24 protein-coding genes are annotated in these 25947 nt (G+C 36.9%); 9 read left to right on the top strand and 15 right to left on the bottom strand.

The annotated features are described in order from the left end of the window. Positions 1 to 59 precede the first annotated feature (59 nt). From cpaB to amvA, 3 genes are all read right to left on the bottom strand, one after another. Positions 60 to 692, bottom strand: a complete 633-nt coding sequence (gene cpaB / locus ABFY81_RS17795) for a metalloprotease secretion chaperone CpaB (RefSeq protein ID WP_347914306.1) — start codon at positions 690 to 692, stop codon at positions 60 to 62. A gap of 21 nt (positions 693 to 713) precedes the next feature. Beyond that, positions 714 to 2495 carry a metalloendopeptidase CpaA gene (gene cpaA / locus ABFY81_RS17790; RefSeq protein WP_347914305.1) on the bottom strand — a complete coding sequence of 594 codons (1782 nt, stop codon included), beginning with the start codon at positions 2493 to 2495 and terminating at the stop codon, positions 714 to 716. A 257-nt stretch (positions 2496 to 2752) separates the two neighbouring features. Further along, the gene (gene amvA, locus ABFY81_RS17785; protein WP_347914304.1) at positions 2753 to 4231 is read right to left on the bottom strand and encodes a multidrug efflux MFS transporter AmvA; all 1479 of its coding nucleotides are present in this window, start codon (positions 4229 to 4231) and stop codon (positions 2753 to 2755) included. A 125-nt stretch (positions 4232 to 4356) separates the two neighbouring features. Between amvA and ABFY81_RS17780 the strand changes: the two genes are divergently transcribed. Next, positions 4357 to 4935, top strand: a complete 579-nt coding sequence (locus ABFY81_RS17780; protein ID WP_347914303.1) for a TetR family transcriptional regulator — start codon at positions 4357 to 4359, stop codon at positions 4933 to 4935. A 47-nt stretch (positions 4936 to 4982) separates the two neighbouring features. Here ABFY81_RS17780 and ABFY81_RS17775 read toward each other — a convergent pair whose 3' ends face one another. The 3 genes from ABFY81_RS17775 to ABFY81_RS17765 all read right to left on the bottom strand — a co-directional run bounded on the left by ABFY81_RS17775 (position 4983) and on the right by ABFY81_RS17765 (position 8634). Then, positions 4983 to 6242, bottom strand: coding sequence for a serine hydrolase domain-containing protein (locus tag ABFY81_RS17775; RefSeq protein ID WP_347914302.1), 1260 nt, complete (start codon positions 6240 to 6242; stop codon positions 4983 to 4985). 71 nt (positions 6243 to 6313) lie between these two features. Continuing rightward, positions 6314 to 7168, bottom strand: coding sequence for a MaoC/PaaZ C-terminal domain-containing protein (locus ABFY81_RS17770; RefSeq protein WP_019458677.1), 855 nt, complete (start codon positions 7166 to 7168; stop codon positions 6314 to 6316). A gap of 74 nt (positions 7169 to 7242) precedes the next feature. After that, positions 7243 to 8634 carry a 3-oxoacyl-ACP reductase gene (locus tag ABFY81_RS17765; RefSeq protein WP_347914301.1) on the bottom strand — a complete coding sequence of 464 codons (1392 nt, stop codon included), beginning with the start codon at positions 8632 to 8634 and terminating at the stop codon, positions 7243 to 7245. A 235-nt stretch (positions 8635 to 8869) separates the two neighbouring features. Between ABFY81_RS17765 and ABFY81_RS17760 the strand changes: the two genes are divergently transcribed. After that, positions 8870 to 10438 (top strand): acetyl-CoA C-acetyltransferase, encoded by a 1569-nt coding sequence (locus ABFY81_RS17760; RefSeq protein WP_004701062.1) that lies wholly within the window; start codon positions 8870 to 8872, stop codon positions 10436 to 10438. 60 nt (positions 10439 to 10498) lie between these two features. Here ABFY81_RS17760 and aceI read toward each other — a convergent pair whose 3' ends face one another. Continuing rightward, a complete protein-coding gene (gene aceI / locus ABFY81_RS17755) occupies positions 10499 to 10933 on the bottom strand; it encodes a chlorhexidine efflux PACE transporter AceI (protein ID WP_005135057.1) in 435 nt (144 codons plus the stop codon). Positions 10934 to 11023: 90 nt separating this feature from the next. Between aceI and ABFY81_RS17750 the strand changes: the two genes are divergently transcribed. From ABFY81_RS17750 to leuE, 3 genes are all read left to right on the top strand, one after another. Then, a complete protein-coding gene (locus ABFY81_RS17750) occupies positions 11024 to 11917 on the top strand; it encodes a LysR family transcriptional regulator (RefSeq protein WP_347914300.1) in 894 nt (297 codons plus the stop codon). 130 nt (positions 11918 to 12047) lie between these two features. Continuing rightward, positions 12048 to 13037, top strand: a complete 990-nt coding sequence (tal, locus tag ABFY81_RS17745; protein ID WP_013197424.1) for a transaldolase — start codon at positions 12048 to 12050, stop codon at positions 13035 to 13037. A gap of 73 nt (positions 13038 to 13110) precedes the next feature. Then, a complete protein-coding gene (gene leuE, locus ABFY81_RS17740; RefSeq protein ID WP_004701054.1) occupies positions 13111 to 13761 on the top strand; it encodes a leucine efflux protein LeuE in 651 nt (216 codons plus the stop codon). Between the two features lie 35 nt (positions 13762 to 13796). Here leuE and ABFY81_RS17735 read toward each other — a convergent pair whose 3' ends face one another. After that, positions 13797 to 14270 carry an Lrp/AsnC family transcriptional regulator gene (locus tag ABFY81_RS17735; RefSeq protein ID WP_004701051.1) on the bottom strand — a complete coding sequence of 158 codons (474 nt, stop codon included), beginning with the start codon at positions 14268 to 14270 and terminating at the stop codon, positions 13797 to 13799. A gap of 187 nt (positions 14271 to 14457) precedes the next feature. Between ABFY81_RS17735 and ABFY81_RS17730 the strand changes: the two genes are divergently transcribed. Then, on the top strand, positions 14458 to 15630 hold the full coding sequence (locus ABFY81_RS17730; RefSeq protein ID WP_347914299.1) for a benzoate/H(+) symporter BenE family transporter: 1173 nt from the start codon (positions 14458 to 14460) through the stop codon (positions 15628 to 15630). A gap of 73 nt (positions 15631 to 15703) precedes the next feature. Here ABFY81_RS17730 and ABFY81_RS17725 read toward each other — a convergent pair whose 3' ends face one another. From ABFY81_RS17725 to ABFY81_RS17710, 4 genes are all read right to left on the bottom strand, one after another. Further along, the gene (locus ABFY81_RS17725; RefSeq protein WP_004701047.1) at positions 15704 to 16423 is read right to left on the bottom strand and encodes an MgtC/SapB family protein; all 720 of its coding nucleotides are present in this window, start codon (positions 16421 to 16423) and stop codon (positions 15704 to 15706) included. A 15-nt stretch (positions 16424 to 16438) separates the two neighbouring features. Beyond that, positions 16439 to 19195 carry a magnesium-translocating P-type ATPase gene (gene mgtA / locus ABFY81_RS17720; RefSeq protein ID WP_039255279.1) on the bottom strand — a complete coding sequence of 919 codons (2757 nt, stop codon included), beginning with the start codon at positions 19193 to 19195 and terminating at the stop codon, positions 16439 to 16441. A gap of 563 nt (positions 19196 to 19758) precedes the next feature. Then, positions 19759 to 20202 carry an RDD family protein gene (locus ABFY81_RS17715; RefSeq protein WP_004701040.1) on the bottom strand — a complete coding sequence of 148 codons (444 nt, stop codon included), beginning with the start codon at positions 20200 to 20202 and terminating at the stop codon, positions 19759 to 19761. Between the two features lie 424 nt (positions 20203 to 20626). Then, the gene (locus tag ABFY81_RS17710) at positions 20627 to 20854 is read right to left on the bottom strand and encodes a hypothetical protein (protein ID WP_004701036.1); all 228 of its coding nucleotides are present in this window, start codon (positions 20852 to 20854) and stop codon (positions 20627 to 20629) included. A gap of 285 nt (positions 20855 to 21139) precedes the next feature. On the opposite strand from ABFY81_RS17710, the gene ABFY81_RS17705 reads away from it, so the two are divergent. Both ABFY81_RS17705 and ABFY81_RS17700 read left to right on the top strand, forming a co-directional pair. Then, a complete protein-coding gene (locus tag ABFY81_RS17705) occupies positions 21140 to 21583 on the top strand; it encodes a universal stress protein (RefSeq protein WP_004701033.1) in 444 nt (147 codons plus the stop codon). Positions 21584 to 21849: 266 nt separating this feature from the next. Beyond that, positions 21850 to 23433, top strand: coding sequence for an ATP-binding cassette domain-containing protein (locus tag ABFY81_RS17700; RefSeq protein WP_347914298.1), 1584 nt, complete (start codon positions 21850 to 21852; stop codon positions 23431 to 23433). Positions 23434 to 23493: 60 nt separating this feature from the next. Here ABFY81_RS17700 and ABFY81_RS17695 read toward each other — a convergent pair whose 3' ends face one another. Then, positions 23494 to 23925, bottom strand: a complete 432-nt coding sequence (locus ABFY81_RS17695) for a DNA breaking-rejoining protein (RefSeq protein WP_068935447.1) — start codon at positions 23923 to 23925, stop codon at positions 23494 to 23496. A gap of 381 nt (positions 23926 to 24306) precedes the next feature. Here ABFY81_RS17695 and ABFY81_RS17690 point away from each other — a divergent pair, with 381 nt between their 5' ends. Continuing rightward, positions 24307 to 25011 (top strand): hypothetical protein, encoded by a 705-nt coding sequence (locus ABFY81_RS17690; protein ID WP_134262968.1) that lies wholly within the window; start codon positions 24307 to 24309, stop codon positions 25009 to 25011. 42 nt (positions 25012 to 25053) lie between these two features. Here ABFY81_RS17690 and ABFY81_RS17685 read toward each other — a convergent pair whose 3' ends face one another. Together ABFY81_RS17685 and ABFY81_RS17680 are read right to left on the bottom strand one after the other, a co-directional pair. Next, positions 25054 to 25185, bottom strand: coding sequence for a hypothetical protein (locus tag ABFY81_RS17685; RefSeq protein ID WP_019458666.1), 132 nt, complete (start codon positions 25183 to 25185; stop codon positions 25054 to 25056). Between the two features lie 211 nt (positions 25186 to 25396). Beyond that, positions 25397 to 25780 carry a hypothetical protein gene (locus ABFY81_RS17680; RefSeq protein WP_068935445.1) on the bottom strand — a complete coding sequence of 128 codons (384 nt, stop codon included), beginning with the start codon at positions 25778 to 25780 and terminating at the stop codon, positions 25397 to 25399. Between the last annotated feature and the right edge of the window lie 167 nt (positions 25781 to 25947).

Here is a 25947-nt window from a genome sequence, read left to right as displayed (position 1 = left end):
TATCCGTACAGATAAACTGCGAACCACACTCTTTTTCAAAGCCAGAAGCGTTTATTTGTCTAAGGATGATCATGATGTAGCTGTTGATCAGTTACACCTTCATCCATGGTTTGGACCAGCCCTACACCATCCTTAATTTCAGCCGAATAATTTCCTTTCTCGGTAAAAATCTGCATGATCGTATAGTGATCTTTTTGACTTTGAGTAATAGTAAAGAAATTCTGATTTGAATCGCCCTGATCAAATTTTCCAATCCACCGAACAATATCTTGGTCAACAGGTTCGATCTCTACAATTTTACCCGTGCGATTAATGCCATATTCCAACATTTGGAACTTAACAGTGTCGCCCACTTTTTTAAGTTCAATCACATTTGGATCATATTTAATGATCATACCTTTAGCATTTTTAAGTAGTGGAAAATTAACATTAGAAGGAAGCTGATCTTTTTCTATTTCATTAAAAACAATTTGTTGCCTAGACAACTTTTCCTTTTCTGATGAACTCAAATTCAGCATATTTTGACGAGAAAATTCACTCTGACTATCTGCCACTTTTGTCCCAGACTCTTGCTGACTTTCTAAAGACGACGTTAAAGCAGAAGAGCTTTGCTGTGAAAAAGCAAACCAGATTAAAACTGCTAACGCCACACAAGCGATAGCAGTTCCTATTAACAATTTATTTTTCTTCATTATTTACAGCTAAAATAGAGATTAGTTATATAGAGAAATTTTCTGTGCGTTCAGGTTAATGACACTGACAGCATCAATCTTCCCTTCTTCACCTAAACGTACACCATATTTAGGGTTATACAGATACGGGCTAGAGTAAAAATTAATATTATTACCGCCCATTGCTGTACTTCCTAAGGGATGAGCAAAACCTGAGCCAATATTGGTTGAACCATTATGGTACAAGCCAAGGTTGTGCCCGACTTCATGGCGCATGGCCGCGAAAGAACAACCTGCAATATCATTTGCACCAATCATGTTATATGCAGAAGCATTAATCCAAGCCCAACCACAACCACCATCGCCTGGTTCATTACCTTGATAATAGACACCGTCTGCCAATACACGTTTACGCTCATTTTGTACCGTCGTGTCATCTCGTCCAGTCGAGATCGCTTCTTTTAAAGTGGCTGCAGGGATTTTATAAGTTAAATAGCCCACATCTCTTAAGTAAAAACGCGCATTTGAATTTTCAGCGGTTAAGTTTGTTAGATTTACGCCTTCAATCATTCTAAGTTTTGCAGCGCTCTCTCCTAAAATTGCATTTACTTCTGGACTAGAAACTAACAACATATCAATTGTATAACTATCTACTGTCCAGCCTTGAGCAGTGTAAATAAAACGGCGATTTTCACCATTTTTAATTGCAGTAGACAAGCCATTAGCAGCATTAATATAGGTGTTTGCCGATGCATTCGACACAATAACCACCTTATCCCCGACTTGAGCTTGAGCTGGTAGCTGCAAGGTCGGTTGCCAATTTGATGTAGACAGTTTCACCTTTAAAGTGGGCTGAGTCATATTCGGTAAAGTTACAGGGATTGTTGCCGTTGAATCAATCACCTTTGTTGGTGAAGAGATCAGCTGCCAATAGCCTTTATCACTTACATACATAAACTCATATTGATCGCCTGTTTTAAGCGTTAAAGTCGCTTGGCTATTAACATTGTTATTATTAATCTTTGCTGACCAAGTCGCTGTAGACTTGATAATAACTCTATCTCGATCACTTGCAGTGGTAGGCAAAGTGAAATTCGAGACCCAATTCCCATCTCCAAATGAAACTTCCGTTAGCGGGCTACTTACCGCGGCTAAAGATGTTCCGATTTGCTGAACATTTAGCTTCTGAGGTTTTATATACTCTGGAACCCATTTTCCTAAAGCAGAATAATATTTAAACCAATATTCAGAGCCATTTTTTAATGTAAAACTGCTCGGGAATAGTAAATTTGTTTTATCAATCTCTGAGCTTGCACTTGCTGTAGAAACAACTTGTACGGTTGTTCCGTCACGTACATCACTCGGTAATGCAATGGTTTGTGCCCATTTGTCATTTTGAATGAGTACTTTTTGCATTGATGCGGTTGTTAAAGGTACGACCTCATAGTTAGTACCATTGGTAGGACTAACCGTCGCTAGCTGAGCAATCCATTTATTTTGACTGCTATTAAAGATGAGTTGATAAACATCTCCACTATTTATCTTCAACACTTCTAACGGAATATTCGTATTAGAAGTATCTAAATAACTACTATAGGCAGCACTAGAACGAATTGTAATTTTGTCCGAATTATTAGCACTTGCTGGTAAAGAGAGATTTTTGACCCAATTCCCATTAGCTAAAGAAAATTCTAAATCTGAATAACCAGATGGTATTGATCCACTATTATTATTCTGATTTGGTGAAAGTACAGTTGCGGCATACACAAGTGAAGACGCAACAATTGCTCCAATAATAAGTGATGTTTTTAATTTAAAATTCACAGCGGCCTCTTTTATTTGTTTTTAGATTTTCGAATAGCAGGTTAACAAACCATTTTTTTACAGTCAATTTTCGATCAATCAATTTTTCATTAAATTTCAATTACATGAATATTGAATCATTTTGAAATAAAAACATGAAATTTATTAAAGAATGGGTTGTTTATGAGAGTTAAATAACTAAATTTATTATAAAGAAAATATTAAAAAAGACATTTGAGGGTAAAAAGAAAGATAAATCTCTCTTTTTACCCTTTATTTTAGTTTACTTTTTTAGGAAAGCTAAACCAGACAAATACAGTTAAAAGGAAGAAACAAATAGCTGAAATAGTGAGTACCCAACTATGCGCATAGCTAAAAGCTTGCTGAGCAACTGCAATTAATTGCCCTCCCAAAGGGCTTTCAAGGTTAGAAGCTAATTGCATGGTTTCACCAATCGAGATACTCGCTTTTTCAATTAAGTTCGATGGAAGCTCTGCTGGTAAAATAATTGAGCGGCTATAAAACCAAGACAACATTAACCCAAAAATAGCCACGCCTAAACCAGCTCCAAGTTCATAGGCCATACCTTCAATCGCACCTGCTGCACTTGCTTTTTGTGGTGGAACAGATGACATAATCGCAGCAGTTGAAGCCAGTAAGGCAATCTCAATACTAAAGCCTAAAAAGACCATACACGTCCACGCTAAAAAGTGACCGGTCGAAAAGTTAAGCTGGGCAAGCCCCCATAGACTAAATCCACTTATTAAAATACCAACAGTAGAAACAAGTCTAAGTCCCCATTTATTTAAACAGATTCCGGCTAATGGACCACCTAAACTAATCGCGATCATGAATGGAATAATAAACATGGCTGCCTGTAATGGAGAAAACCCATGCACAAACTGCAACTCTTGAGACAAGAGTAATTCAAAGCCAACCAAAGCAATCATGGAAACCACCGCCATCACAATGCTGGTAGAAATCACTGGATGTTTAAATAACTCCAGATCAATCATTGGCGTGGTCGTTCTTTTTTGGCTTCGAATGAAGTGAATTAAAGTACTAATACCCACCACAAACATCACAACCGTAAGCATCGAGAAGTTATACATCGCCGATTTGATTGAATAGATCAGGCTTAAAATTGCCACGACTAAAATTAAAGCTTGCCCTAAGTTAATTGGCTGATCAGTTTTCTCTTGTTGTTTTGGAATGATCATCGTGATCATGACTAGAACGACTAAAATAATCGGAATGTTAATGAGGAATACAGCTCCCCAATGGAAGTGTTCTAGTACAAAACCACCAACCAATGGACCAAAAGCTGCTCCGCCACCACCTACTGTAGACCAAAGACCGAGTGCAAAATTTCTCTGCTTTTCTTCGGTAAAAGCATTACGTATACCTGATAAAGTGGCAGGAATAAGCATCGCTGCTCCTAGACCTAAAACAGCACGGGAAGCAATTAAGGCGTAAGCTGTTGGAGAAAAAGCCGCAGCCAAGGAACCGACTCCAAAAATTGCAGTTCCAATAAATAATAATTTTTTAAAGCCAATACGATCACCAAGTGCACCCATCGGCAAAATCAAACCCGCCATAATCAGTGAATAAATATCAATGACCCATAAAAGCTGATTGGCAGTTAAATTCAATGCTGCACTTAAAGATGGTGTTGCAACATGCATCACCGTTGCATCAATCGTAACTGGTAAATATATAAGGACGATAATTGTCAGGATTAACCATTTTTTTTGCATAACGCTCTTCAATATCCAAAACTTGGACATGTGTTCAAATTATGATTATTATATACACAATTGGACACTTGTCCAACTTTTAGTTTTAATGTAATTTGTGCCGAATTCAGTCAGGTGAAAGAAACATGGCCTATCTTAATCGCGATCAACGCAGAGAAATGATTCTGCAAGCTGCCATGCAAGTTGCTTTGGCTGAAGGTTTTACAGCCATGACGGTACGCCGAATCGCAACAGAAGCACAAACATCAACTGGACAAGTTCACCACCACTTTTCGTCGGCATCTCATTTAAAAGCTGAAGCTTTTTTAAAGCTCATGGAACAACTTGATGAAATTGAGCAAACCTTAAAAACCACTAGCCAATTTCAAAGACTCTTCATTTTATTAGGTGCAGAAAATATCGACAGACTTCAGCCCTACTTACGATTATGGAATGAAGCAGAACTCTTAATTGAACAAGATGCAGAAATAAGAAAGGCGTATAACCTTGCCATGCAAAGTTGGCATGAATCTATTGTGGAAGCGATTGAATGTGGCAAGAAAGAAGGTGAATTTAAAAATACATCTAATTCAACAGACATAGCTTGGCGGCTCATTGCCTTTGTATGTGGATTAGAAGGTATTTATCAACTTGGTTTACAAGGTTTAGCTGAAGAAGACTTTAAGCGCCATACCGAAGCAATTATTCATCTAGAATTACTATAAATATAGAAGCTGGCATTAATTAGAATACCAGCTTTAAAACACTAAAATTAGAACCAACCTTTACGACCTTTTAAAATTTGGTCAGTGCAACGTAAGGCTTCTTGAGTCAGCCCCCACAAACGGTAATCACCCGTGATTGAACCAATTTGAAAGTTATGGGTATAAGCAAAGCTAAGATCACGCTCAGGGTCACACCATGCGCCTGAACCATTGTAACCAATATGTCCAAATCCATTTTTAGCGCGTTTACCCATCGTAATAATGCGGTGATATCCTAAGCGCCAATTCATCGGAATTGGCATGACACGATCACGTGCATAACTTTGAATGGTACTGAGTTCTTTAAATACTTCTGGGCGAATGAGTTGTTGTCCATTCCATTCGCCTTGATTTGCTAGCATCGCATAAATTTTAGCAAGACTATTTGCAGTAAATGTACCATTTGCTGCCGGAATAACTGCTTGTAATCCCTCATCACTAAAGAAACTAAAATTCTTCATTCCTTTTGGAATCATGGCATCTTGAAAGTCTTGTGGGTCCTGCCCAGTCCACGTAATCATTTTTTCAGAAAGAGAACTTTTGCGCGGCTGAGGTTTGTTAGTTTTTTCAGTTTGAGTAGGTGCTGGTTTTTCTGATTTTGGTTGAATAATTAACCGTGCTACTCGATCCAGTTCGCTTGCAGGTGTACCAAAATAAGCACCGTCTAACTGCAACGGTTCAACAAGATATTTTTGCATGAGCTGATCTAAAGATTGACCAGTTGCTTTTTCAAGCACGCCACCGACAAGCCAACCAAATGTTAAGGCTTGATATGCATTGCCCTGTCCTGCAAGGAATCTTGGCTTGGTGGCTGCCATCACATCTAACATATGTGACCAGTCCAGCATTTCCCTCGCACTTTCGATGATATTTCGAATATCAAACATACCACTTTGATGGCTCAGCACATGGCGTAAAGTCATTTGCTCTTTACCATTTTGAGCAAACTCAGGCCAATAAGTCGCAATCGGTTTATCATATTCTAAAAAACCTTCACTGACTAAAATATGCGCCAAGGTTGCAAGTACACCCTTACCTGTAGAGTAGCAAACTGCTAAAGTGTCAGGTTGCCAAGCTTCATTTTGTGATTTTAGACCGGTGTAGATATCTACAACTTTCTGGTCTCTAAAATAAACCGCTAATGCAGCACCACCTTGTCCTGTTCTAGCATCTTGAAGACGGCTAAATTGGTGGGCTAAATCAATAAAACGTTCATCTAAAATACCGTGATAGTTATGGGTATCGGCCAGTAAAATTTCTTTAATCACATGAAGTTCCTTGCATTTTTTGTTATTTTGCTCAAAAGCAACCCAAACCTCTGTTCAGGCTGCTGATATTTTTATAATGCTTTTACTGTTCCTGCAACATGCGGTTTTTTCGATTTTGCATTACGAATCAAAAAGTCAGTCTTTTTGTCTGTATTAGCAGTTAAAAACTCAACTTTTGATGGTAAGAACATTGGTAGCTTAAACCAGACATCTGCTTCATAAGCATTAGGTAACTCAAGATTCGCTAATGCTTTAGCCTTGCTCCACATACCATGCGCAATGGCCTGTTTAAAGCCAAATGCTTTTGCTGTAATGGCATGAATATGAATTAAGTTAAAATCACCAGACACTTTCGCATAACGGCGGCCTGTGTTTTCTAAAATATCCCACTCTGCCTTTGGAACATAAGCTGGCGCTTGTTCTTCTTTAGCTTTCTCACCTACTCTTTTCTCGACTTTTTGGCGAGATAAATAAGTCGTTAAACCTTCCATCACTACTTCATTGCCAACTTTTGCCGTAGTAATAAAGTCAAACTGAACACCTTTATCATGTGGTTTTAGTTCCCCAAATTTACATGACAGAGTGAGTTTTTCAGTTACACCAATTGGTCTGGTTTGTTTAATCTGGTTACGGATATGCACTAAACCTAAAATTGGAAATGGAAAGGCTTCTGCTGTCATCATGTGCATTTGCAAACTTTGAGAAAGCACAGCCAGATAAATTGCCGGTACAAAACCATTATTTTGGAAGCCACATACTTCGTTATAAGCTTTGAGATGGCTCTGATCAATTTCAAGACGGTCTACCACATATTCAACCTGTGGCAAGATTTTTGGCCCCTGAGGCTTTTTAAAAATTAAGCCTTGTACTACTTTTGGATAAGCCAATGCCGCTTTTGGTAGTTGGCTAAAATGACGAGTATTCATACCTAACCTTTTATAATTTATAGATTCTTGAATAAAAAAGGGATGCACAAGCACCCCTATTTTGCTAAAAGTGCTTAAGCGCCTAACAAGCTTTGACCACACACACGTACAATGTTACCGTTTACACCAGTAGACGCAGTTGATGCAAACCATGCAATTGTTTCTGCTACATCAACAGGTAAACCACCTTGTTGCATTGAATTCATACGGCGACCAGCTTCACGAATTGCAAATGGAATTGCCGCAGTCATTTGAGTCTCGATAAAGCCAGGTGCTACTGCGTTAATGGTAATACCATTTTTTAAGATAGGCGCAGTAAATTTCACTAGACCAATCACACCAGCTTTAGATGCAGCATAGTTGGTTTGACCAAGGTTACCAGCAATACCACTAATTGATGATACACAAACAATGCGGCCATTTGCATTTAGACCATCGTTTTCTAACAAGTAGTCATTTACACGTTCAGCAGCAGACAAGTTAATGTTAATGACCAAGTCCCAAAGCTCTGGCTTCATGTTTGCCAAAGTTTTGTCACGAGTAATACCTGCATTATGAACGATAATATCTAAACCGCCTTGTTTTGCCGCAGCAGTTTTAATTTTTTCGCCTGCATCGGCAGCAGTAATGTCAATTGCCAATGTAGAACCACCAATGTCAGCAGCTACACGGTCAAGGTCAGCTTGTTGTTGTGGTACATCTAAACAAATAACATGAGCGCCATCACGCGCCAACACATGTGCAATTGCTTCACCAATACCACGGCTTGCACCAGTTACCAATGCAGTTTTACCAGCAAGTGGTTTTGCCCAATCAACATCAACTACATCTGCTTTAGATACACGAATTACTTGACCAGACACATAAGCTGAACGTGGAGAAAGCAAGAAACGTAAAGTTGATTCAAGGTTTGCAGCAGCACCTTCGTCTACATAAACAACTTGTGCAGTAATACCCTTTTTAAACTCTTTACCTACAGATTTGATAAAACCTTCAAGTGCACGCTGAGCAATCGCCTGTTTTACAGTTTTTGCAGTTTCAGGCGTTGTACCAATCACAATTACACGACCAGAAGTTGCAACTTGACGTGCAATCGGATTAAAGAATTTATAAAGTTCGTTTAACTGTTCTGAGTTTTGAATACCAGACGCATCGAATACAACTGCTTTGAATTTTGATTCTTTGTCGCCTGCATTGAATGGGCGTAAATTTAAACCAACTTTTGCAGCTTCTTGCTGTAATGCAACATTATTGCCTACATAGCTGTCAGCATGAATATTGCTAAGTACTTGTGCAATCTCACCAGACAATACACTTGACGGCGCTGCGCCAACCAATACTGCACCATTCACTACTGGCTGAGCACTTTCAAAACGCTCTAATGCAACTGGCGATGGTAAACCCAAATTTTTAACAACGAATTTACCAATAGGAGATTGCGTAAATGCTTGGTATTGATCAGTCATGATTATTATCTCTCAAAGAAATGAATTTTCTACGACAGGCTTCATTATGTTATGAGATGGACAGAAACAATATGAAATCAGTCGTTCATTAGAGTTACTCCAAATCATACTTGAGTTCATCTCTGGATGTCTTGACCTGAATGCTATCTACAATGTCATTCTAGTCAATACAGGTCTATTTGAATTGTGTTAAGGTAGCTTACAAGAATATCGTTATTATGCTTGGAAAAGCCTTATGAGCAAAACAACTCAAGAAAATCCAGCAGTCGAGAATTCTGCTCAGGAAAAAGTGTCAAATACATCAAAGTCGGCTTCTAACACGGCTAAGCGTAACAGCACTACTCCTAAAGCAGCAACTAATACACAAAAAACGACACGTACTCGTTCAACGACTGCACCTGCACGTAGCCCTCGTAGTAAGAGCGCTGCTTCAGCAACCCCGTCTACATCTTCAAATGTAGCTGCAGCACCAAAAGCAACAAAAACCAAACCTTCTGTTCAACAGGATAAAACCATGAGTCAAAACACTGTTCGCCGCGTTGCAATTATTGGTGGCAACCGTATTCCATTTGCACGTTCAAATACTGCTTATTTCAAAGCGTCTAATTCTGACATGCTGACAGCAGCATTGAATGGTTTGGTTGAACGCTTTAATTTACAAGGTAAGCGTATTGGTGAAGTTGTTGCGGGCGCTGTTTTGAAACACAGCCGTGATTTCAACATGACTCGTGAAGTTGTACTGAGCACAGATCTTGCTCCTGAAACTCCTGCCTACGACATCCAAATTGCATGTGGTACAGGTTTACAAGCAGCTTTTGTAGTTGCCAACAAAATTGCACTTGGTCAAATCGACGTAGGTATTGCAGGTGGTGTAGATACAACTTCTGACGCGCCGATTGCTGTAGGTGATGGTTTACGTAAAGTTTTACTTGAGCTCAATGTTGCTAAGACTGGTAAAGACCGCCTTAAAGCTTTAACAAAAATTGATTTTAAAAAGCTTCTTGATGCACCAAGCAATGGCGAACCACGTACTGGCCTTTCAATGGGTGAGCACCAAGCAATTACTGCTTTAGAATGGGGTATCACTCGTGAAGCACAAGACGAGTTAGCTGCAAGCAGCCATCAAAAACTTGCTGCTGCTTATGAGCGTGGTTTCTTTGATGACTTAATGACTCCTTTCTTAGGTCTTAACCGTGACAACAACTTACGTGCAGACAGTACAGTTGAAAAACTTGCTAAGTTAAAACCAGTTTTCGGTAAAGGCGAAACTGCAACAATGACTGCAGGTAACTCAACTCCGTTAACTGACGGTGCTTCTGTTGTATTGCTTGCATCTGAAGAATGGGCAAAAGAAAACGGTCATGAAGTTTTAGCTTACCTTTCTTTCTCTGAAACAGCAGCTGTTGACTTCATTGGTAAGAACGGCCCTAAAGAAGGCTTATTGATGGCTCCTGCTTATGCAGTACCTCGTATGCTTAAGCGCGCTAACCTTAAACTTCAAGATTTCGATTTCTACGAAATCCATGAAGCATTTGCATCTCAAGTATTGTCGACATTAAAAGCTTGGGAAGATGAAAAATTCTGTAAAGAACGTCTTGGTTTAGATGCACCTTTAGGTTCAATTGACCGCTCTAAACTTAACGTAAATGGTTCATCTTTAGGTGCAGGTCACCCATTTGCTGCAACTGGTGGTCGTATCTTGGCTACTGCTGCGAAATTGATTAATCAAAAAGGTTCAGGTCGTGCATTAATCTCGATCTGTACAGCAGGTGGTGAAGGCGTTGTAGCAATCGTAGAGAAATAATTTTACGACTCACCTAAAAAAGCACCCTGATGGGTGCTTTTTTACTTTAACTAGTTAATTTTAATGAAGTGATGCAGCTTTAGCATTTGGGAAAAACTTATCTTCAATATGGTCATAGCACCACTGGAAAATAAATGTATAAACCAAAATACATAAGGTTAAGCCAATATCTAAAATAAATGCATCAATCACTGTCATCTGCATCATATATGCAATCATTGGAACAGTCGCAATCAGCAAACCACCCTCAAAACCAATTGCATGTAAAATCCGCACAGGGATCGTTCTTTCCCAATTATATTTATGCTCTACTTTTTCGAAATAGTGGTTAAAAATCATATTCCAGAAAACTGAAACCACTGCCATAAACACACCAAGTGTTCCGGTCACTTCCATCGGCATGTTAAAAATAAAACTTAATGCAATCGCAATGATGACCAATAAAATTCCTTCATAACTGATTGCATGAATGAGTCTTCTCTTGGAAATCAACATTTTTAAATACTCAATAATTACTTGGATAATGTGCATTTTATTTTTATAATTTTGATTAATCCAATCAGGTTCTTTCAGTTTTTTTGACAGATGAATATTAATCAAGAACAATTGCTCATGTTCCAAGCCGTTATGGAAACAGGTTCATTTTCAGCAGCAGCACGCAAACTTGGAAAAGTTCCTTCTGCTGTAAGCATGTCTATTGCTAATTTAGAAATCGATTTGAACCTGACATTATTTGAACGTAAAGGCCGTGAACCTACCCCAACAGCTGAAGCACGAGTGCTATATGAAAAAACGGCGCAACTATTAATTGAAATGAATCAATGGAAACAACACGCCCATGCATTAAGTACTGGTCTAGAACCAAACCTCACTATTGTTGTGGTATCTGAGCTGTTACATACCAATTGGACCGACTATGTTTGCCTATTAGAAAGCCGCTTCCCTGACCTACAAATTAATATTGTGTCTGCCCCTCAAGAGGATGCACTTCACATGTTACTAGATGGCTCTGCCCAACTGGCCCTTATGTTTGAACGTGAACATTTAGACAATAGAGAGCAGTTTGTAGAACTCAAACGTGAAGCTTTAATTCCTGTTATTTCAAAAACCCATCCGCTCGCAAGCCAAGAGCATGTTTCTTATGAGCAGATTTTGGGTACGAGACAAATTGTGGTGGCAAGTCGAGATGAGACGTTAAAACCCGAATTATTATTTTCAAAACACTACTGGCGTACAGACAACCACCACTCCGCATGCCTAATGATTTTACGTAATTTGGGTTGGGGGGTACTGCCACAAGAAATGTTTAAAGAAAACCCTGAGTTAAACAACAAGCTAAAAGCATTAGATGTATTTGATTTTACACCGCGTTTTGAATATTACGTCGACTTAGTTTGGAGCCGTGAAAATGAACTTGGTGCTGCTGCCAGGTTTTTGATTGACTATATTCGCGATAAGCGAATGCAGCAGATCCCTTAAAATAATTTCAATTTAGATGCACAACATAAACTTTTTTCTTTGAAACATAACAATTGATATATCGACAGTATGGATAGAGTTTGTGCTATAAAGAAAACATAAGATTTATTACTGAAGATGTTGAATATCAATGACTCATACAGCACTTGACCAATTAAAAACATTAACGACCGTTGTTGCCGATAGTAGTGACCTTGATGCAATTCGTAAATTTCGTCCCTTAGATGCTACAACGAATCCTTCATTAATTACGGCAGCGGCGGAACAACCAGAAAGTAAAGAGCTGATTGAAGATGCTTATTATCAAGCCAAAGAAGAAGGCTATAGCAACGATGAGTTAATCGAAAGAACGATTGATATTTTGACTGTAAAATTTGGCGTAGAAATTTTAAAACTCATTGAAGGCCGTGTTTCTACAGAAGTTGATGCTGCTCTTTCATACAACACTGAAGCCACCATTCAAAAAGCACATGAATTATGTGAACTTTACAAAGGTTATGGTATTGATCAGTCACGTATTCTGATTAAAATCGCATCGACTTGGGAAGGTATTCAAGCTGCTAAAGTACTTGAAGCTGAAGGGATTGCTTGTAACCTCACTCTCCTTTTCGGTTTACACCAAGCGCAAGCATGTGCAGATGCAAAAGTGACTTTAATCTCACCATTTGTCGGCCGTATCTTAGACTGGTACAAAAAGGCTGAAGGTGTAGACGCTTACCCAATCGAAAAAGACCCAGGCGTAGTTTCAGTTAAGAAAATCTACACTTACTACAAGCAGCAAAATATTCCAACTCAAGTGATGGGTGCGAGCTTCCGTAGTATTGATCAAGTGCTTGGACTTGCAGGATGTGACTTGCTAACGATCTCTCCTGGTCTACTTACCCAGCTTGAGCAAGATACACGTACAGTTGATGCAGCTCTTGATGCGACTAAATCAAAACAAGCAGAGGCTATTGTTAGACCTGCTCAAGATGAACAAAGCTTTAAAGACGAACTTAATCATGACTTAATGGCTTTCCAACTTTTACAAGGTGGTGTTGATGGTTTTATTAAAGCTCGTGACCAATTAAGTTTTTTATTACGTCAATCTTTTGGAATTGATGCGGAAATTAAACCTTAAAAAACTGCACTTTTCATACAAAATCACCGATTTTTGTTATCATGGCAAAAATCGGTTTTTTATTGGGTTTCTTGTGTTCGGCATAACAGATATAACAACATATATTATTGGTACATTCCTAATTGTGTTATTGCCAGGACCCAACTCTCTATATGTGATGTCAATTGCTTCACGTTACGGCATTAAAACAGGATATATGGGTGCACTTGGTATTTTTACTGGTGATCTTATTTTAATGCTCTGTACCGTACTGGGTGCTGCATCTTTATTAAAAGCATTTCCTTGGGTTTTTATTATTCTTAAGCTCGTCGGTGCACTTTATCTGTCCTATTTAGGGTTTAAGCTTTTACAAGGCAGTATTCAACGCTGGAAACTGCGTAATCAACCACAACCAGAAATGGCTGATTTACCTACTTTAGATAAAATTCACCCTTATAAAACCGCCTTAAGTATTAGTTTACTTAACCCGAAAGCGATTTTATTTTTCTTATCTTTCTTTGTTCAGTTTATTAATCCAGATTACGCTTATCCAGCTTTAAGTTTTTTAATTTTAGCGGTTATTTTACAAATTATTAGCTTTAGCTATTTAACAGCGCTTATTTTCTCTGGAATTAAGCTCTCGGCATTTTTTAAACAAAACCATAAAATTGCAGCAAGTAGTATTTTCTTGGTTGGAATTTTATTTTTTGGATTTGGTTTAAAGTTGGCAACTTCAACGATGTAATCTGCCTAGCCTATAAAGATGAACATACTGAACTTTTAAAATGCCAGCATGCCATCTGTTTTGACTTCATTGAGTACAAAGAATGTTCTAACCTGCCTTACTCCTGGTAAGGCAATAATTTTCTCACTATGAAATCGGTTAAAAGCAGCCAAATCTTTAACACGAATTTTTAGAAAATAATCGACTTCTCCAGCAACTAGATAACATTCTAAAACATTCTCCAAACCACCCGATGCCTGTTCAAACGCTTGAAAGCTATCGGGTGTTGAACGGTCTAGTACCACACCCACTAATACAATTGTTTCACGCTGTACTGTAGCTGGATTAATTCGCGCACGAACATCCAAGATTGCCCCTATTTTAAAAAGACGCTGGGTATGATTCCAACAAGATGAGGTGCTTATACCTACAAGTTTTGCCAGTTCGGCGTTACTTAAGCGTCCATTTTCTTGTAAACAACGCATAATTTTCAGATCAAGCGGTGTTAAATTTTCAGCTTGTTCATCCATAAGAATAATATCCAGTATTCATTAATTTTTATGAAATGAATAATAGCATTTATAGCTATTTAAAAAATATTATTTCATTTTTAAGATAAAAATAGAAAGCACCTTCTTAAAAAAAATTGTTAGATTTACCTAGCTGAAAATGTAGGCAGAAACATATTAATTTTTCAGGGATTTAGAACATTTAGCCATGCAAAAGATTCTTCAAGATTTTTCTATTCCAGCTGTATTCGCGGGTTTCATTACCTTTCTTATTGGTATTAGTGTTTCGGCTATTTTAGTGATTCAGGCCGCCCAAGCTTTAGGTGCTTCACCTGAACAAATTACCTCATGGTTTTGGGCTTTAGGTTTGGGTCTTGGTTTATCAGGACTTATTCTTTCTTGGAAATTCAAATACCCTGTAGCAACAGCTTGGTCTACTGCTGGTCTCGCCTTAATTATTGCAACTGGCGGTGGATATAGCATAAATGAAGCAATTGGTGCTTTTTTAGTTGTTGGTGTACTGACTGCAATTTTAGGTTTTTCAGGAATTTTTCAAAAAGCACTTTCATATATTCCTCAAAGCTTGACCAGTGCCATGCTTGCAGGGGTTTTACTCAAATTTGGTATTTCACTTTTCGCAAGTTTACAAAATGATTGGGCATTCGTTTTATCTTTGCTCGTCATTTATATCATTACAAAAAGATTATGGCCGCGTTATAGCATCGTGTTCACAGCACTTGCTGGTGTTGTGCTCTGTCCTGTGTTTTTAGACTTTCATATGCCTACACTTCACTGGTCTTTGGCTAGACCTGTTTGGATTAGTCCTGTCTTTAGCTGGTCGGCTCTTTTGGGCTTAGCGTTACCTCTTTTTGTGATTAGTATGGCTTCGCAGTATTTACCCGGTATTGCCATGATTAAGAGTTATGGCTATAAACCACATGTTAACCAACTCATTGGCTGGACCGGTTTAACCCAAGTTTTGCTTGCACCTTTTGGTTGTTATAGCGTCAATATTGCCGCGATTAGTGCGGCTGTATGCCTTGACGATCAGGTTCATCTTGACCCAAGCAAACGCTATATTGCTGGCATAAGCTCTGGTTTTTTCTATGCATTGATGGGACTATTTGCAGCAACACTGACAAGCTTGCTCATGTCTTTTCCTCATATTTTTATTGTAGCTTTAGCAGGTATTGCATTACTTGGTACCATTAGCCATAACATTGCACTTGCATTTGGCCCTGTTGAAGACCGTGAGGCCGCATTATTTACCTTTTTATGTAGTGCTTCGGGTATCCAATTTTTCGGTATAGGTTCGGCATTTTGGGGACTAATTGTCGGTATTATTGTATTTGTAGTTCTTAAGTTTAAGGCTAGAAAATAAGGTCTAAAATAAAAACTTTGCGCTTAACCATTTAGAGCATTTCATAAACAGTTAAGTGCAAAGTCTTATTAAATTAATTAATTGCGTTTTTATCCCAAAAAGCTTGCCGTATTTGTGGCATTGCATTTAAGTGGTTAATAATATGCTGTGCTTCTTCTGTCTCAATTGAAGTCGCAATAAGCGTCACCTCTATCTCAACTTCTTTCTCTCCAAAAGGTGTCACATCAATGTCTTTAGCAGGATAATTGTGATGCTTTAACGTTAGGTTTAACTCATCCATAACCACTTTACTCTGACTGCGGTCACATATGATGTAAATGACATGCAAGACTTCTGTGTCATCGTCTAATGGACGGCGGTCAATGATATGAACAATCGGTCTCAATAGCGTATTGGCAGATAAAATAAAAGCTGTTGCCAGTATAGCTTCAATAATTAAATCGGAACCTGCCGCCGCTCCAACCGCAGCAGAACACCACAAAGTCGCTGCGGTATTTAAGCCATGGATATTACCTTCTTGACGCATAATCACACCTGCGCCCAAGAAACCAATCCCTGAAACCACATAAGCAATGACCCGAACAGCGCCATCTGCTCCAGTAAGATTTGTTGCAACATCCACAAAAATTGCAGCGCCTACAGCGACGAGTACATTGGTTCGAAGACCAGCAGTCCGTTGCCTATATTGACGTTCAAATCCAATTAATGCTCCTAAAACAAAAGCAACTGAGAGACTAATTAAAGTATCAACAATATTGGATAAATCTGCATGTTGTAGAAATTGCAACTTCATCTTGCACCTATAGTTTTATTGCCAACCGTAACGGCGGATGTAGATTTTTTTTACCCATTGAGTAATACACATATAAGCAATCAAAATGAATGGCAAATATAAGAAATAACTTAATGGTAGAGCTTGTAGTTTTAAATAACTTGCTAAAGGCCCCATTGGTAAGAAAATACCAATACACATAATCACCACTGTCATGACTAACAATGGGGTTGCAGCACGACTCTGAATAAATGGAATCTTAGCCGTACGGATCATATGAACAATCAATGTTTGGGTGAGTAAACCTACAACGAACCAACCAGACTGGAATAAAGTCTGATGTTCGGGCGTATTTGCGGAAAACACAAACCACATCAAACAAAAAGTGATAATGTCAAAGATTGAGCTAATTGGTCCAAATACCACCATAAAACGACCAACTTCTTCAGGCTGCCAACGCTGTGGTTTTGCTATTAATTCTTCATCAACATTATCAAAAGGAATCACGATTTGTGATACATCATAAAGTAAGTTTTGAATGAGTAAATGAATAGGCAGCATTGGTAAAAATGGAATAAAAGCACTCGCAATTAATACCGAAAAAACGTTACCGAAATTTGAACTCGCCGTCATTTTGATGTATTTCAACATATTGGCAAAAGTTCGACGACCCTCAATTACACCCTTTTCAAGTACCATTAAGCTTTTTTCGAGCAAAATTAAATCTGCTGATTCTTTAGCAATGTCTACAGCAGTATCTACAGAAATACCAATATCGGCAGCACGTATTGCAGCAGCATCATTAATACCGTCTCCCAAGAAGCCAACCACATGACCATTTGCTTTTAACTGATCAACAATACGCTCTTTATGTACTGGACTAAGCTTCGCAAAAATATGGTATTGCTCCACTGCTCTTTTGAGCTGCTCATCAGTTAAGGTTTCAACTACACCACCTAACAGAACCTGATCATAGTTCAGACCAATTTCACGACATACTTTTTGAGTGACAAACTCATTATCACCAGTAAGTACTTTTACAGTTACACCATGAGCATGCAAACTTTGTACTGCTTCTCGAGCAGACTCTTTAGGTGGATCAAGGAATGCGACATAACCAATTAAAATGAGATCACTTTCATCAACAACTGAATAATTTTCCTGATTGTTATCAAACTCACGGTACGCTACAGCAACAACACGTAATCCATCACGGTTATAACGTTGAGTTAATGCTTCAATTGCCACTTCACGTTGTTTTGTTAAAGGTTCTACTTTGCCATTTACTTCAACATAACGGCAAACTTTTAACATTTCCTCAACCGCGCCTTTAGTAATCATACGCACTTTTTCTTGAGGCGTTTGTACCACGACTGACATACGGCGGCGATCAAAATCAAAAGGAACTTCATCTAACTTCTTATAACGTAACTTTTGCGTTTTGATCTGATCATCAACAGCTTCTAACACAGCCACATCAAGCAAATTTTTCAAACCAGTTTGATAGTAACTGTTTAAAAATGCCTGCATGAGTACGAAATCTGACTTTTCACCATTAACATCAATATGTTGAGATAAAAAGATTTTGTCTTGAGTGAGCGTTCCAGTTTTATCGGTACATAAAACATCCATCGCACCAAAGTTTTGGATTGCATCTAGACGTTTAACAATTACTTTCTTTTTAGATAAGAAAACTGCGCCCTTTGCTAAAGTTGAAGTGACAATCATCGGTAGCATTTCTGGAGTAAGACCAACAGCAACTGATAGTGCGAATAAAAATGCCTCAGTCCAATCACCTTTGGTAAAGCCATTAATGAACAGTACAACAGGTGCCATCACCAACATAAAGCGAATGAGTAACCAACTGACTTTGTTGACACCCATTTGAAATGCTGTGTTGCTTCGATCAGTAGCCGTAACTCGGTGAGCGAGTGCACCAAAATATGTTTGAATACCGGTACTTAAAACAACTGCTTGAGCCGAACCAGAAACAATATTGGTTCCCATAAATACAATATTATCTAGTTCTAAAGCACTCGTTTCTTCGGGATTTTTCTGTAAAGGAAATTTCTCGACAGGCATCGATTCACCAGTCATTGCAGCTTGAGAAACAAACAAATCTTTAGCATTTAAAATTCTGCAATCAGCAGGAATCATATCTCCCGCCGATAGTAAAATCACATCACCTGGCACCAAATATTGAATTGGCATTTCAAATTGATGGTTGGTTTGATTCTTAACATCAATACCATAGCGCTCATGCATAAGCGCTAAATCTTCTGCACTGACTTGATGACGAAGTACCGTAGCAGTATTGCTCACCATTGCCTTTAAAGCATCCGCAGCTTGATTTGATTTTGCTTCTTGCCAATAACGAAGTAACGTCGAGAGAATAACCATCACACTAATGATGGTTGAGCCAGTTAAATCATCGGTAAAAAAAGCAATTAGTGCCAAAAGGCTAAGCAAAATATTGAACGGATTGCGGTAGCAATACCAAAGATGTTGCCACCAAGTTAATGGTTTCTCATGAGTAATCTCATTAAGCCCCACTGCCATTTGCTGGGTATGTGCTTGCTCTTCTGTAAGCCCTGTGAAGTGAGTATCGAATTGTTTTAATAAGTCACCTGTTTGGGCTCTTGATGCATCGAGCAGACGCATAGATAAGTTTTTGCTAATTTCTTGAGCATAGCTCGATTGATGTAGCTCTTTAAAAGATCGATTACGACCAAAAAAACGCATCAAATGAAATCTTTGTAAAAATGCTGTGAAGAGTCGTTGCCAGAATTTCATCACGAAATCCTCCATTTTTTAGGCGTACAAAGCTCTCGACCTTATTGAGAAATAAAGTCTATAAAAATTTAAAATTTAGAAAGGAATAGGAGATCGTAGACTTACGATGAAGAAGAGAAAATTAGCCCAAAGCCAAACCAACGCTGACGAAAAGTCACAGGTTTGAACATAGCTCGGATACTTTGAATCGTATGAGACGAATTATTTACCAACATTGAAGTTTGGTAGGCATAGCTGTGTGTGGAAGCATATAAAAACATTGGCTTCTCCCCATTTCTAGCGAGAAACTAAACAGATAAGCGCTTGAAGTACTTGATTACAAATAAAGTAATTTGTATAGGTTTAATCTAATTTTTTACAAAGCTATCTCATTGCAAGATAGCCCTTCCTAAAGGTGATCTTGCTCAGTATTGGCTTTGGTTTAATTGATAATTAAACTCGAACCTCGAACAACTACCCATTTAGGATCTCCATTAAATAAACTCGCGGCAAGTATATGTTTTAGTCTCTAGCACACAAGTTTATTTTTGTAATTTTTTATTAACAAAATTTTTAATCAAACTCTATAGCTCTCTTACAACTACTGTTTTCGCCATCTTGTCATGCCATCCTTGTTTTTTCGGATCAAACGCCACCCAAAAAAGACCGATACAAAACACTAAAATGGATGGAATATATCCAATATAACGAATGATAGATTGCATCAAAGTTAACTTATTGCCTGTTTTTTCATCGAGAACCTTTAAACGCATTAAACGCTTTCCTGGGGTACCCGCAAGATAGATCCAACATAAAACGGTGTATAAAAACGGAAAAGCATAATTCACGATCAAATCAAAACCATAATTTTGAGGTTTACTGCTCAAACCAGTAGAAAATATCAAATCATAATCGCCATGATAAAAAATCCATGCTGCAGGTATAATTGCTAAAAACATGATAAGGCTATCTATAATCATTGCCCCAAATCTTAGCCAGAACCCTGCATATTCGTATTTATAACTCATGCATACACCTCACTTTTCTTATGTTTTTACTTTACACCAAACACATAACTTCATTTTAGTTTCATCGTAAAGGAAACGTTTTTATTTTTAAATACTTGAAGTAATTTTTTAAGTTTATTAAGAATTGTCCTAAATTTTTTCGAGACCCTACACTCATCACATTAAAATAAAATAGATCATTTTTAAGTATTTTATAAATACAAAACTCTAAATAAAGTAGCTTAATTATTTTCATTCGATTAGGCATATATAACAGCTAACTATTTCCAATAGAAAAACATCGATTTTACGTTCTTTTTTAAATAATAAAGCAGTACAAAAAAGCCCTAAACTAATCATAATTTAAAGAGGCTTAAAGTTAATATGCTATTAAATTTTTCAGAATGTTAAATACCACCAAAAAACATGATAAAGATCATATTTCTTATTTAACTTCAAAATAATGCTTTTCAGTAACGAGTTTTATTTTTAGATTTTTATATAATCGATCTTTGGCATTCTCGAGCGAAGGGACTACTTTTTCTGCAAATTTATCATCAGCCATAAGCCTTGCATAAGTTTTGTAGCCGATTACTAATTTTTCTGGCTCTTTACCTGTTTGTTTAAATTCTTCAATAAGCTTACTTACTTTCTTTGCTGTTAAATCTGCCATATGATCACTCCCCCTCAATATACTATTTGGTTATACGAGTTCAGTGTGACAAAAATATGAAAAAGTAAATTATTGTAAAGTTCATCTAAAAAATAAGTTTTCAGTTTAATTTTTACTATCTTAATAGTTATGTTTAAAAACCTTATAAAACAATGAAATAATTAAACTTAATTTAATTTGATTGCGACTTAATTGAATTGATTTGTACCTTTAAACAAATGTGTTACTCTTAAAGTAAGAAAAGCTTCATACATATAACAACTTGTAAATAAGAGGAATAACATTATGAATTATCAACATATTATTGTACCTGTAGATGGTTCAGAGATTTCTTTGGCAGCAGCACGTCAAGCTGCCCATATTGCTAAGGCTTTTGGTAGTAAACTTACAGCAATTAGTCTTGTTGCAGTAGACCCATTTAGCGGTGTCGATTTTTATTACATCTCCCCTGTTGTAAAAGATTACTTTGTTGAAGCTCGTGCAAATGCTGAAAAAACACTGGCTAAAGTAAAAGCTTTATGTGCTGAAGAAGGTGTTGATATTGATACAGAAATTATTCAGGGTGAAATTTCATCTGACGGTATTTTAAAAGCTGTAGAAGACTTAAAATCAGACTTAATTGTTATTGGTTCACATGGCCGTAAAGGTTTCCAAAAACTTATTTTAGGTAGTTTTGCGCAAGATGTTCTTAACAGCACCAAAATTCAAGTTTTGGTCGTAAAAGAATAATTTCTTGATGTGAAGGGAAAGCCTAATCTATATCTATGGATTGGGCTTTTCCTTTTTAAACTGCATAAATTTTACACAGACTAAAAATCATTATAGAATACCAACCTCGTTTCCTATTCTTTGTGAGTCACGCCAATGAAGTAAGTCCTTTTTCTCATCAATTTTCCTTTTTTTGATGTGCAAAATAGACTATTTCTTAGTGGCTTAACGTCTTTATTTAAAGTTTAACTTTCCTATTTTGTACATCCTGTATTTATGAGGTTTTAATGACTCAGCAGGCATGTGTAATATCACAACTCACTCTAGAATTTCCTTCGAAAGTGATGTTTAAACAATTGAATTTCTCACTAGAGTATCGCCAAGTATCCGCTTTAATTGGTCGTAATGGTCAAGGTAAATCCTTACTTATGCAATTGTTGCAAGAAATTTGTCCAACTGAGGAAATGCACATCAGTGGTCAAATTACTTGGCAAACGAAGCATGCATATTTATCTCAATTAATTCGTCTTTCTTCATCCACCATTGCAGAAGCTTTAGAGATCGATCATCTCTATAAAGCTTTGCAAAGAGTAGAACAAGGCGAAGCTGAATATGATGATTATGATTTATTAGAGGGCAAATGGGATCTTCCTTCAGTTTGGGAGACATTATTGCGATCGGCACAACTCCCAACCGATTTAAAGTTTCCAGTTCATCAATTAAGTGAAGGACAAAAAACCAAGTTAGCGTTAGCAGCATTATTTTTAAAAACCGACCACTATCTATTGCTTGATGAACCAAGTAACCATCTCGATCAAGATGCTAGACAATGGTTGATTGCTCACCTAAAAAATCATCCGGCAGGTGCTCTTATTATTAGCCACGATCTGACTTTACTCAATGAAGTAGACCATATTTACTATTTAAATGAACATGGTTTACATCACACTACTGGAAACTATGATTATTTTTATGAGCAATATCAAGATCAAATTGAGTCTTTAGAGCAATCGGTGCATCAACATCAACGTGAAGTTAAACACATGAAGCAGAAGCAACATGATGTCTTAATGAAAGCACAAAAACGTGAACGTGCTGGTAATAAACTTCGTGATTCAAATTCACAAGCCAAAATTTTACTCGACTTTAAAAAAGAACAGGCTGGGCAAAGCTTAGGAGCAATACATTCTCAACATCAGCGTCAAATTGATCAAAGCCAGCAAGACTTAAAGAATAAGAAAGTACTTCTGGAAACCGTTAAGCCTCAGCAGTTTGTCTTCCCTTCTTTGCAAAAAAGGTCAGGAGAAATTCTCAGGGTTCATAATCTAAAACTCAACTATGGCACACAACAGCCAATTAATTTTGCACTCAAAGCTTCTCAAAAACTTCACTTAGTTGGTCGCAATGGTATTGGTAAATCAACTTTGTTGAAACAGATTGTTCAAAGTAGTTTATTGCCTACCGACGAAATTAGCCTATTTGTAAATTGTTTTTATCTTGATCAGAACTTTAGCTTTTTGTTAGATCATCTATCAGCAGTTGAAAACCTAAGGAATATTAATTCGAATATTTCCGAATTGGAGTGGAGAAATTTACTAGGTCAACTCAGGCTCCGTGGTGATAAAGGTACCCATCCTTTAACTCAACTGAGCGGCGGCGAAAAACTAAAAGTAGCTTTATTAGGTTTGAGTCATGCAGAGACTATGCCTGAACTTTTATTGCTCGATGAACCAGAAAATCATTTAGACATCGAATCAAGAGAACTTTTCGCAAAAGCAATTTCAAGCTATGAAGGTGCTGTATTACTTGTTTCTCATGATTCAAATTTTGTTGATAAATGCGGAATTGTAGAAAAACTTTATTTAAGCTGATTCTATTTTTAATCTATACATAGGCTCGATAGTTTAGAGCTTATGTATAGATTATCTCTGTCATTTTATATTTTTATTATCTAATATTTGCAAATCTAAATTAAAGGACACTGTTCTATTTTTACGTGCACTATTTCGCATTTGATAAACTTGGATAATATAATCACCATCGACGGGCAATACTATTTCTCCGGAAGAACCTAATGTCGAACCCACTAACAAAGCTTGATCTTTGCCTGGTTTTTTACCTGGAGCAAAAATATTAACATAAGCTAAATTACTATAACTATTAATATTGAATTTTAAAACTTGCCCACTTTTTGCAAATACTCTATATCTAACATCATCATAACCTTGAAACTTTCCAGTTAATGTCGTTTGATGTGAACCTTTTAAAAAACTTACTTTTGTTTCAACATTCTTAGCAAGAACTGATAATGGTATAGATAAAATTAAACCAGATAATAATATAGTTTTAATGATTTTATTCATTTTTAATCCTCAACATTATTTTGAATAATTATATGAAATATACTTTTTATTAAGTTTTAATTTATGTATAAATTTGATGTGTACCGTTTGAGTTTGTAAATCATTTTCTTATAGCCTTAAAAAATAGATGTCACTAAACTTTAACTTGCCAGCCCAATAAAACCAATTTAGAATCCGCCCAACGAATTTCTAGGGGCTTCACTGTGAGTACTTGCTCGATTGATAGAATTAAATCATCGACTCATATCTAAGTATCCACTACAGCCCTCTGGCTCTCTTGTGGATCTAAGAGAGTCCCCATCTTATTTTATTCTTATTCATCAGTTTTGTTTACAAACTAGCAAATACTTACATGTGCTCTTTGTTGTATTGGAGTCATCAATGCTATTTCTGAACTTAAAAAAATCTATTGTCTTTGTAAGTACTTGCTTAGCCTTTATTTCAACTTATGCTGGTCGACCAATGGTTGTCGATGATGCTTCTTTAGTTCCTGCCCACACCTGTCAGCTTGACTCATGGATGCAGAATAATCCTAACGATAAGGAATATTGGGTCATCCCTTCTTGTAATATTGGTGGTAATTTTGAATTTGGTATAGGCATGGGCCGTCATTTTTCTGACGACACAGGTAATGCGACTTATACAACTGTACAAGGGAAAACACTCTTAAAACCACTTGAGACGAATAACTGGGGAATTGGTTTTTCATTTTCGACTCAAATGAGTAACAACCATACTTCTGAAAAAGATTGGACTGTGAATGTTCCCTTAAGTATTTCTATGTTAGATGACCATTTCTTGGTACATACAAATGTGGGTTGGCTTAAAGAACATACCACTCACCGCGAACAAACTACTTGGGGTGTAGGTACAGAAACATTCATTACGAAACCATTAACATTTACTGCCGAAGTTTATGGAAATGATCGAGACGATTCATTTTATCAAACCGGCATTAAATATATGTTGTACAAAGATAATGTCCAGTTCAATGCAAGTTATGGTAACCGTTTAAATAAAACCAAAGATGACTCATTTTTCTCTGTCGGCCTAATCTTTGTGACTAATCCACTTTTTTCTAAATGAAATGATCACTAAAAAAGCCCATCTCAGGATGGGCTTTTGTTTTTATGAATCTTTATCTAGCGAATGTGGCGTTGTAGTTTTATCTTGCTGCTTCGTATCATTCTCGCCTTGGCAACCTATAACAGAGATTGATACGATTGCTACTAAGCTTAGAGTAGCTATTATTTTAGTCATATTTTACCTCATACAATTTCCATTGATTAGCTAATAAATACTGGCTATCAATATTACGATCAGCATAGGTTTATAGACTTTTTTGTTTTATCTACATAGAAATGTAAACTGAAACAATGCACTGTAGCCAAAGTAAGACACTATTTTAGAAATTGTATAAAGCCACTAATTATAACTTTTCACTAATCCGAGTAATGCAATTCGTTCTGTTCTAATCGTAAGAAACACAAAAATCTAGCTTATCGTGAGGTTGTTTAAAGCATGTCCATGCATCTTTTTCAGGTTTATCAACAATTTTTTTTGTCTTTAAATTACGATAATAAATGTGTGCATCTTTTAAATTAGATAAGTTACTTCCGACAGAAACACATGGATCCTCGTTTGAACAAATATTTGATTCTTTAATAAATACTTTAGTGTTAGGAAAAATTAATCTTTCAAAGTTAGATGTTGAGTTATTTGTAGAAGAGAGTAAGCAAGTCTCTGTAGTATTTTTACCATTTACGACAAAACAACTTTTACTGACCTCGAAGGGCTCTTGAGCGAATGTCCCCGTTGCATAAGGCAATAGAAATAAAGTAATAAGGCGCTTCATGTTCTTTCTCTCTGTATATTCGATATTTAGCCTAAAACTGCCTATTAATATTTAGACTATATTTAACTGAGTTGCCTATAATACCTCTATTAAGTTTAGTTAAATATTTACTATTTGATAAATTTTACAAAATATTGAAAAAACAGCTAAACAACTGATATATCAAA

Origin of the sequence: Acinetobacter sp. WA-87, assembly GCF_039938935.1 — a bacterium.
Lineage (GTDB): Bacteria > Pseudomonadota > Gammaproteobacteria > Pseudomonadales > Moraxellaceae > Acinetobacter > Acinetobacter seifertii.
Note: the sequence above shows the minus strand (reverse complement) of the source record. Positions and strands in the feature narration are given on the sequence as shown.

Bases quoted from the DNA above. Each gene is read 5' to 3' on its own strand.
- cpaB (WP_347914306.1), bottom strand. From the start codon at position 692: ATGAAGAAAAATAAATTGTTAATAGGAACTGCTATCGCTTGTGTGGCG.
- amvA (WP_347914304.1), bottom strand. From the start codon at position 4,231: ATGCAAAAAAAATGGTTAATCCTGACAATTATCGTCCTTATATATTTA.
- ABFY81_RS17780 (WP_347914303.1), top strand. From the start codon at position 4,357: ATGGCCTATCTTAATCGCGATCAACGCAGAGAAATGATTCTGCAAGCT.
- ABFY81_RS17770 (WP_019458677.1), bottom strand. From the start codon at position 7,168: ATGAATACTCGTCATTTTAGCCAACTACCAAAAGCGGCATTGGCTTAT.
- ABFY81_RS17765 (WP_347914301.1), bottom strand. From the start codon at position 8,634: ATGACTGATCAATACCAAGCATTTACGCAATCTCCTATTGGTAAATTC.
- ABFY81_RS17760 (WP_004701062.1), top strand. From the start codon at position 8,870: ATGAGCAAAACAACTCAAGAAAATCCAGCAGTCGAGAATTCTGCTCAG.
- aceI (WP_005135057.1), bottom strand. From the start codon at position 10,933: ATGTTGATTTCCAAGAGAAGACTCATTCATGCAATCAGTTATGAAGGA.
- ABFY81_RS17750 (WP_347914300.1), top strand. From the start codon at position 11,024: ATGAATATTAATCAAGAACAATTGCTCATGTTCCAAGCCGTTATGGAA.
- tal (WP_013197424.1), top strand. From the start codon at position 12,048: ATGACTCATACAGCACTTGACCAATTAAAAACATTAACGACCGTTGTT.
- ABFY81_RS17735 (WP_004701051.1), bottom strand. From the start codon at position 14,270: ATGGATGAACAAGCTGAAAATTTAACACCGCTTGATCTGAAAATTATG.
- ABFY81_RS17730 (WP_347914299.1), top strand. From the start codon at position 14,458: ATGCAAAAGATTCTTCAAGATTTTTCTATTCCAGCTGTATTCGCGGGT.
- ABFY81_RS17725 (WP_004701047.1), bottom strand. From the start codon at position 16,423: ATGAAGTTGCAATTTCTACAACATGCAGATTTATCCAATATTGTTGAT.
- mgtA (WP_039255279.1), bottom strand. From the start codon at position 19,195: ATGAAATTCTGGCAACGACTCTTCACAGCATTTTTACAAAGATTTCAT.
- ABFY81_RS17715 (WP_004701040.1), bottom strand. From the start codon at position 20,202: ATGAGTTATAAATACGAATATGCAGGGTTCTGGCTAAGATTTGGGGCA.
- ABFY81_RS17710 (WP_004701036.1), bottom strand. From the start codon at position 20,854: ATGGCAGATTTAACAGCAAAGAAAGTAAGTAAGCTTATTGAAGAATTT.
- ABFY81_RS17705 (WP_004701033.1), top strand. From the start codon at position 21,140: ATGAATTATCAACATATTATTGTACCTGTAGATGGTTCAGAGATTTCT.
- ABFY81_RS17700 (WP_347914298.1), top strand. From the start codon at position 21,850: ATGACTCAGCAGGCATGTGTAATATCACAACTCACTCTAGAATTTCCT.
- ABFY81_RS17695 (WP_068935447.1), bottom strand. From the start codon at position 23,925: ATGAATAAAATCATTAAAACTATATTATTATCTGGTTTAATTTTATCT.
- ABFY81_RS17690 (WP_134262968.1), top strand. From the start codon at position 24,307: ATGCTATTTCTGAACTTAAAAAAATCTATTGTCTTTGTAAGTACTTGC.
- ABFY81_RS17685 (WP_019458666.1), bottom strand. From the start codon at position 25,185: ATGACTAAAATAATAGCTACTCTAAGCTTAGTAGCAATCGTATCAATC.
- ABFY81_RS17680 (WP_068935445.1), bottom strand. From the start codon at position 25,780: ATGAAGCGCCTTATTACTTTATTTCTATTGCCTTATGCAACGGGGACA.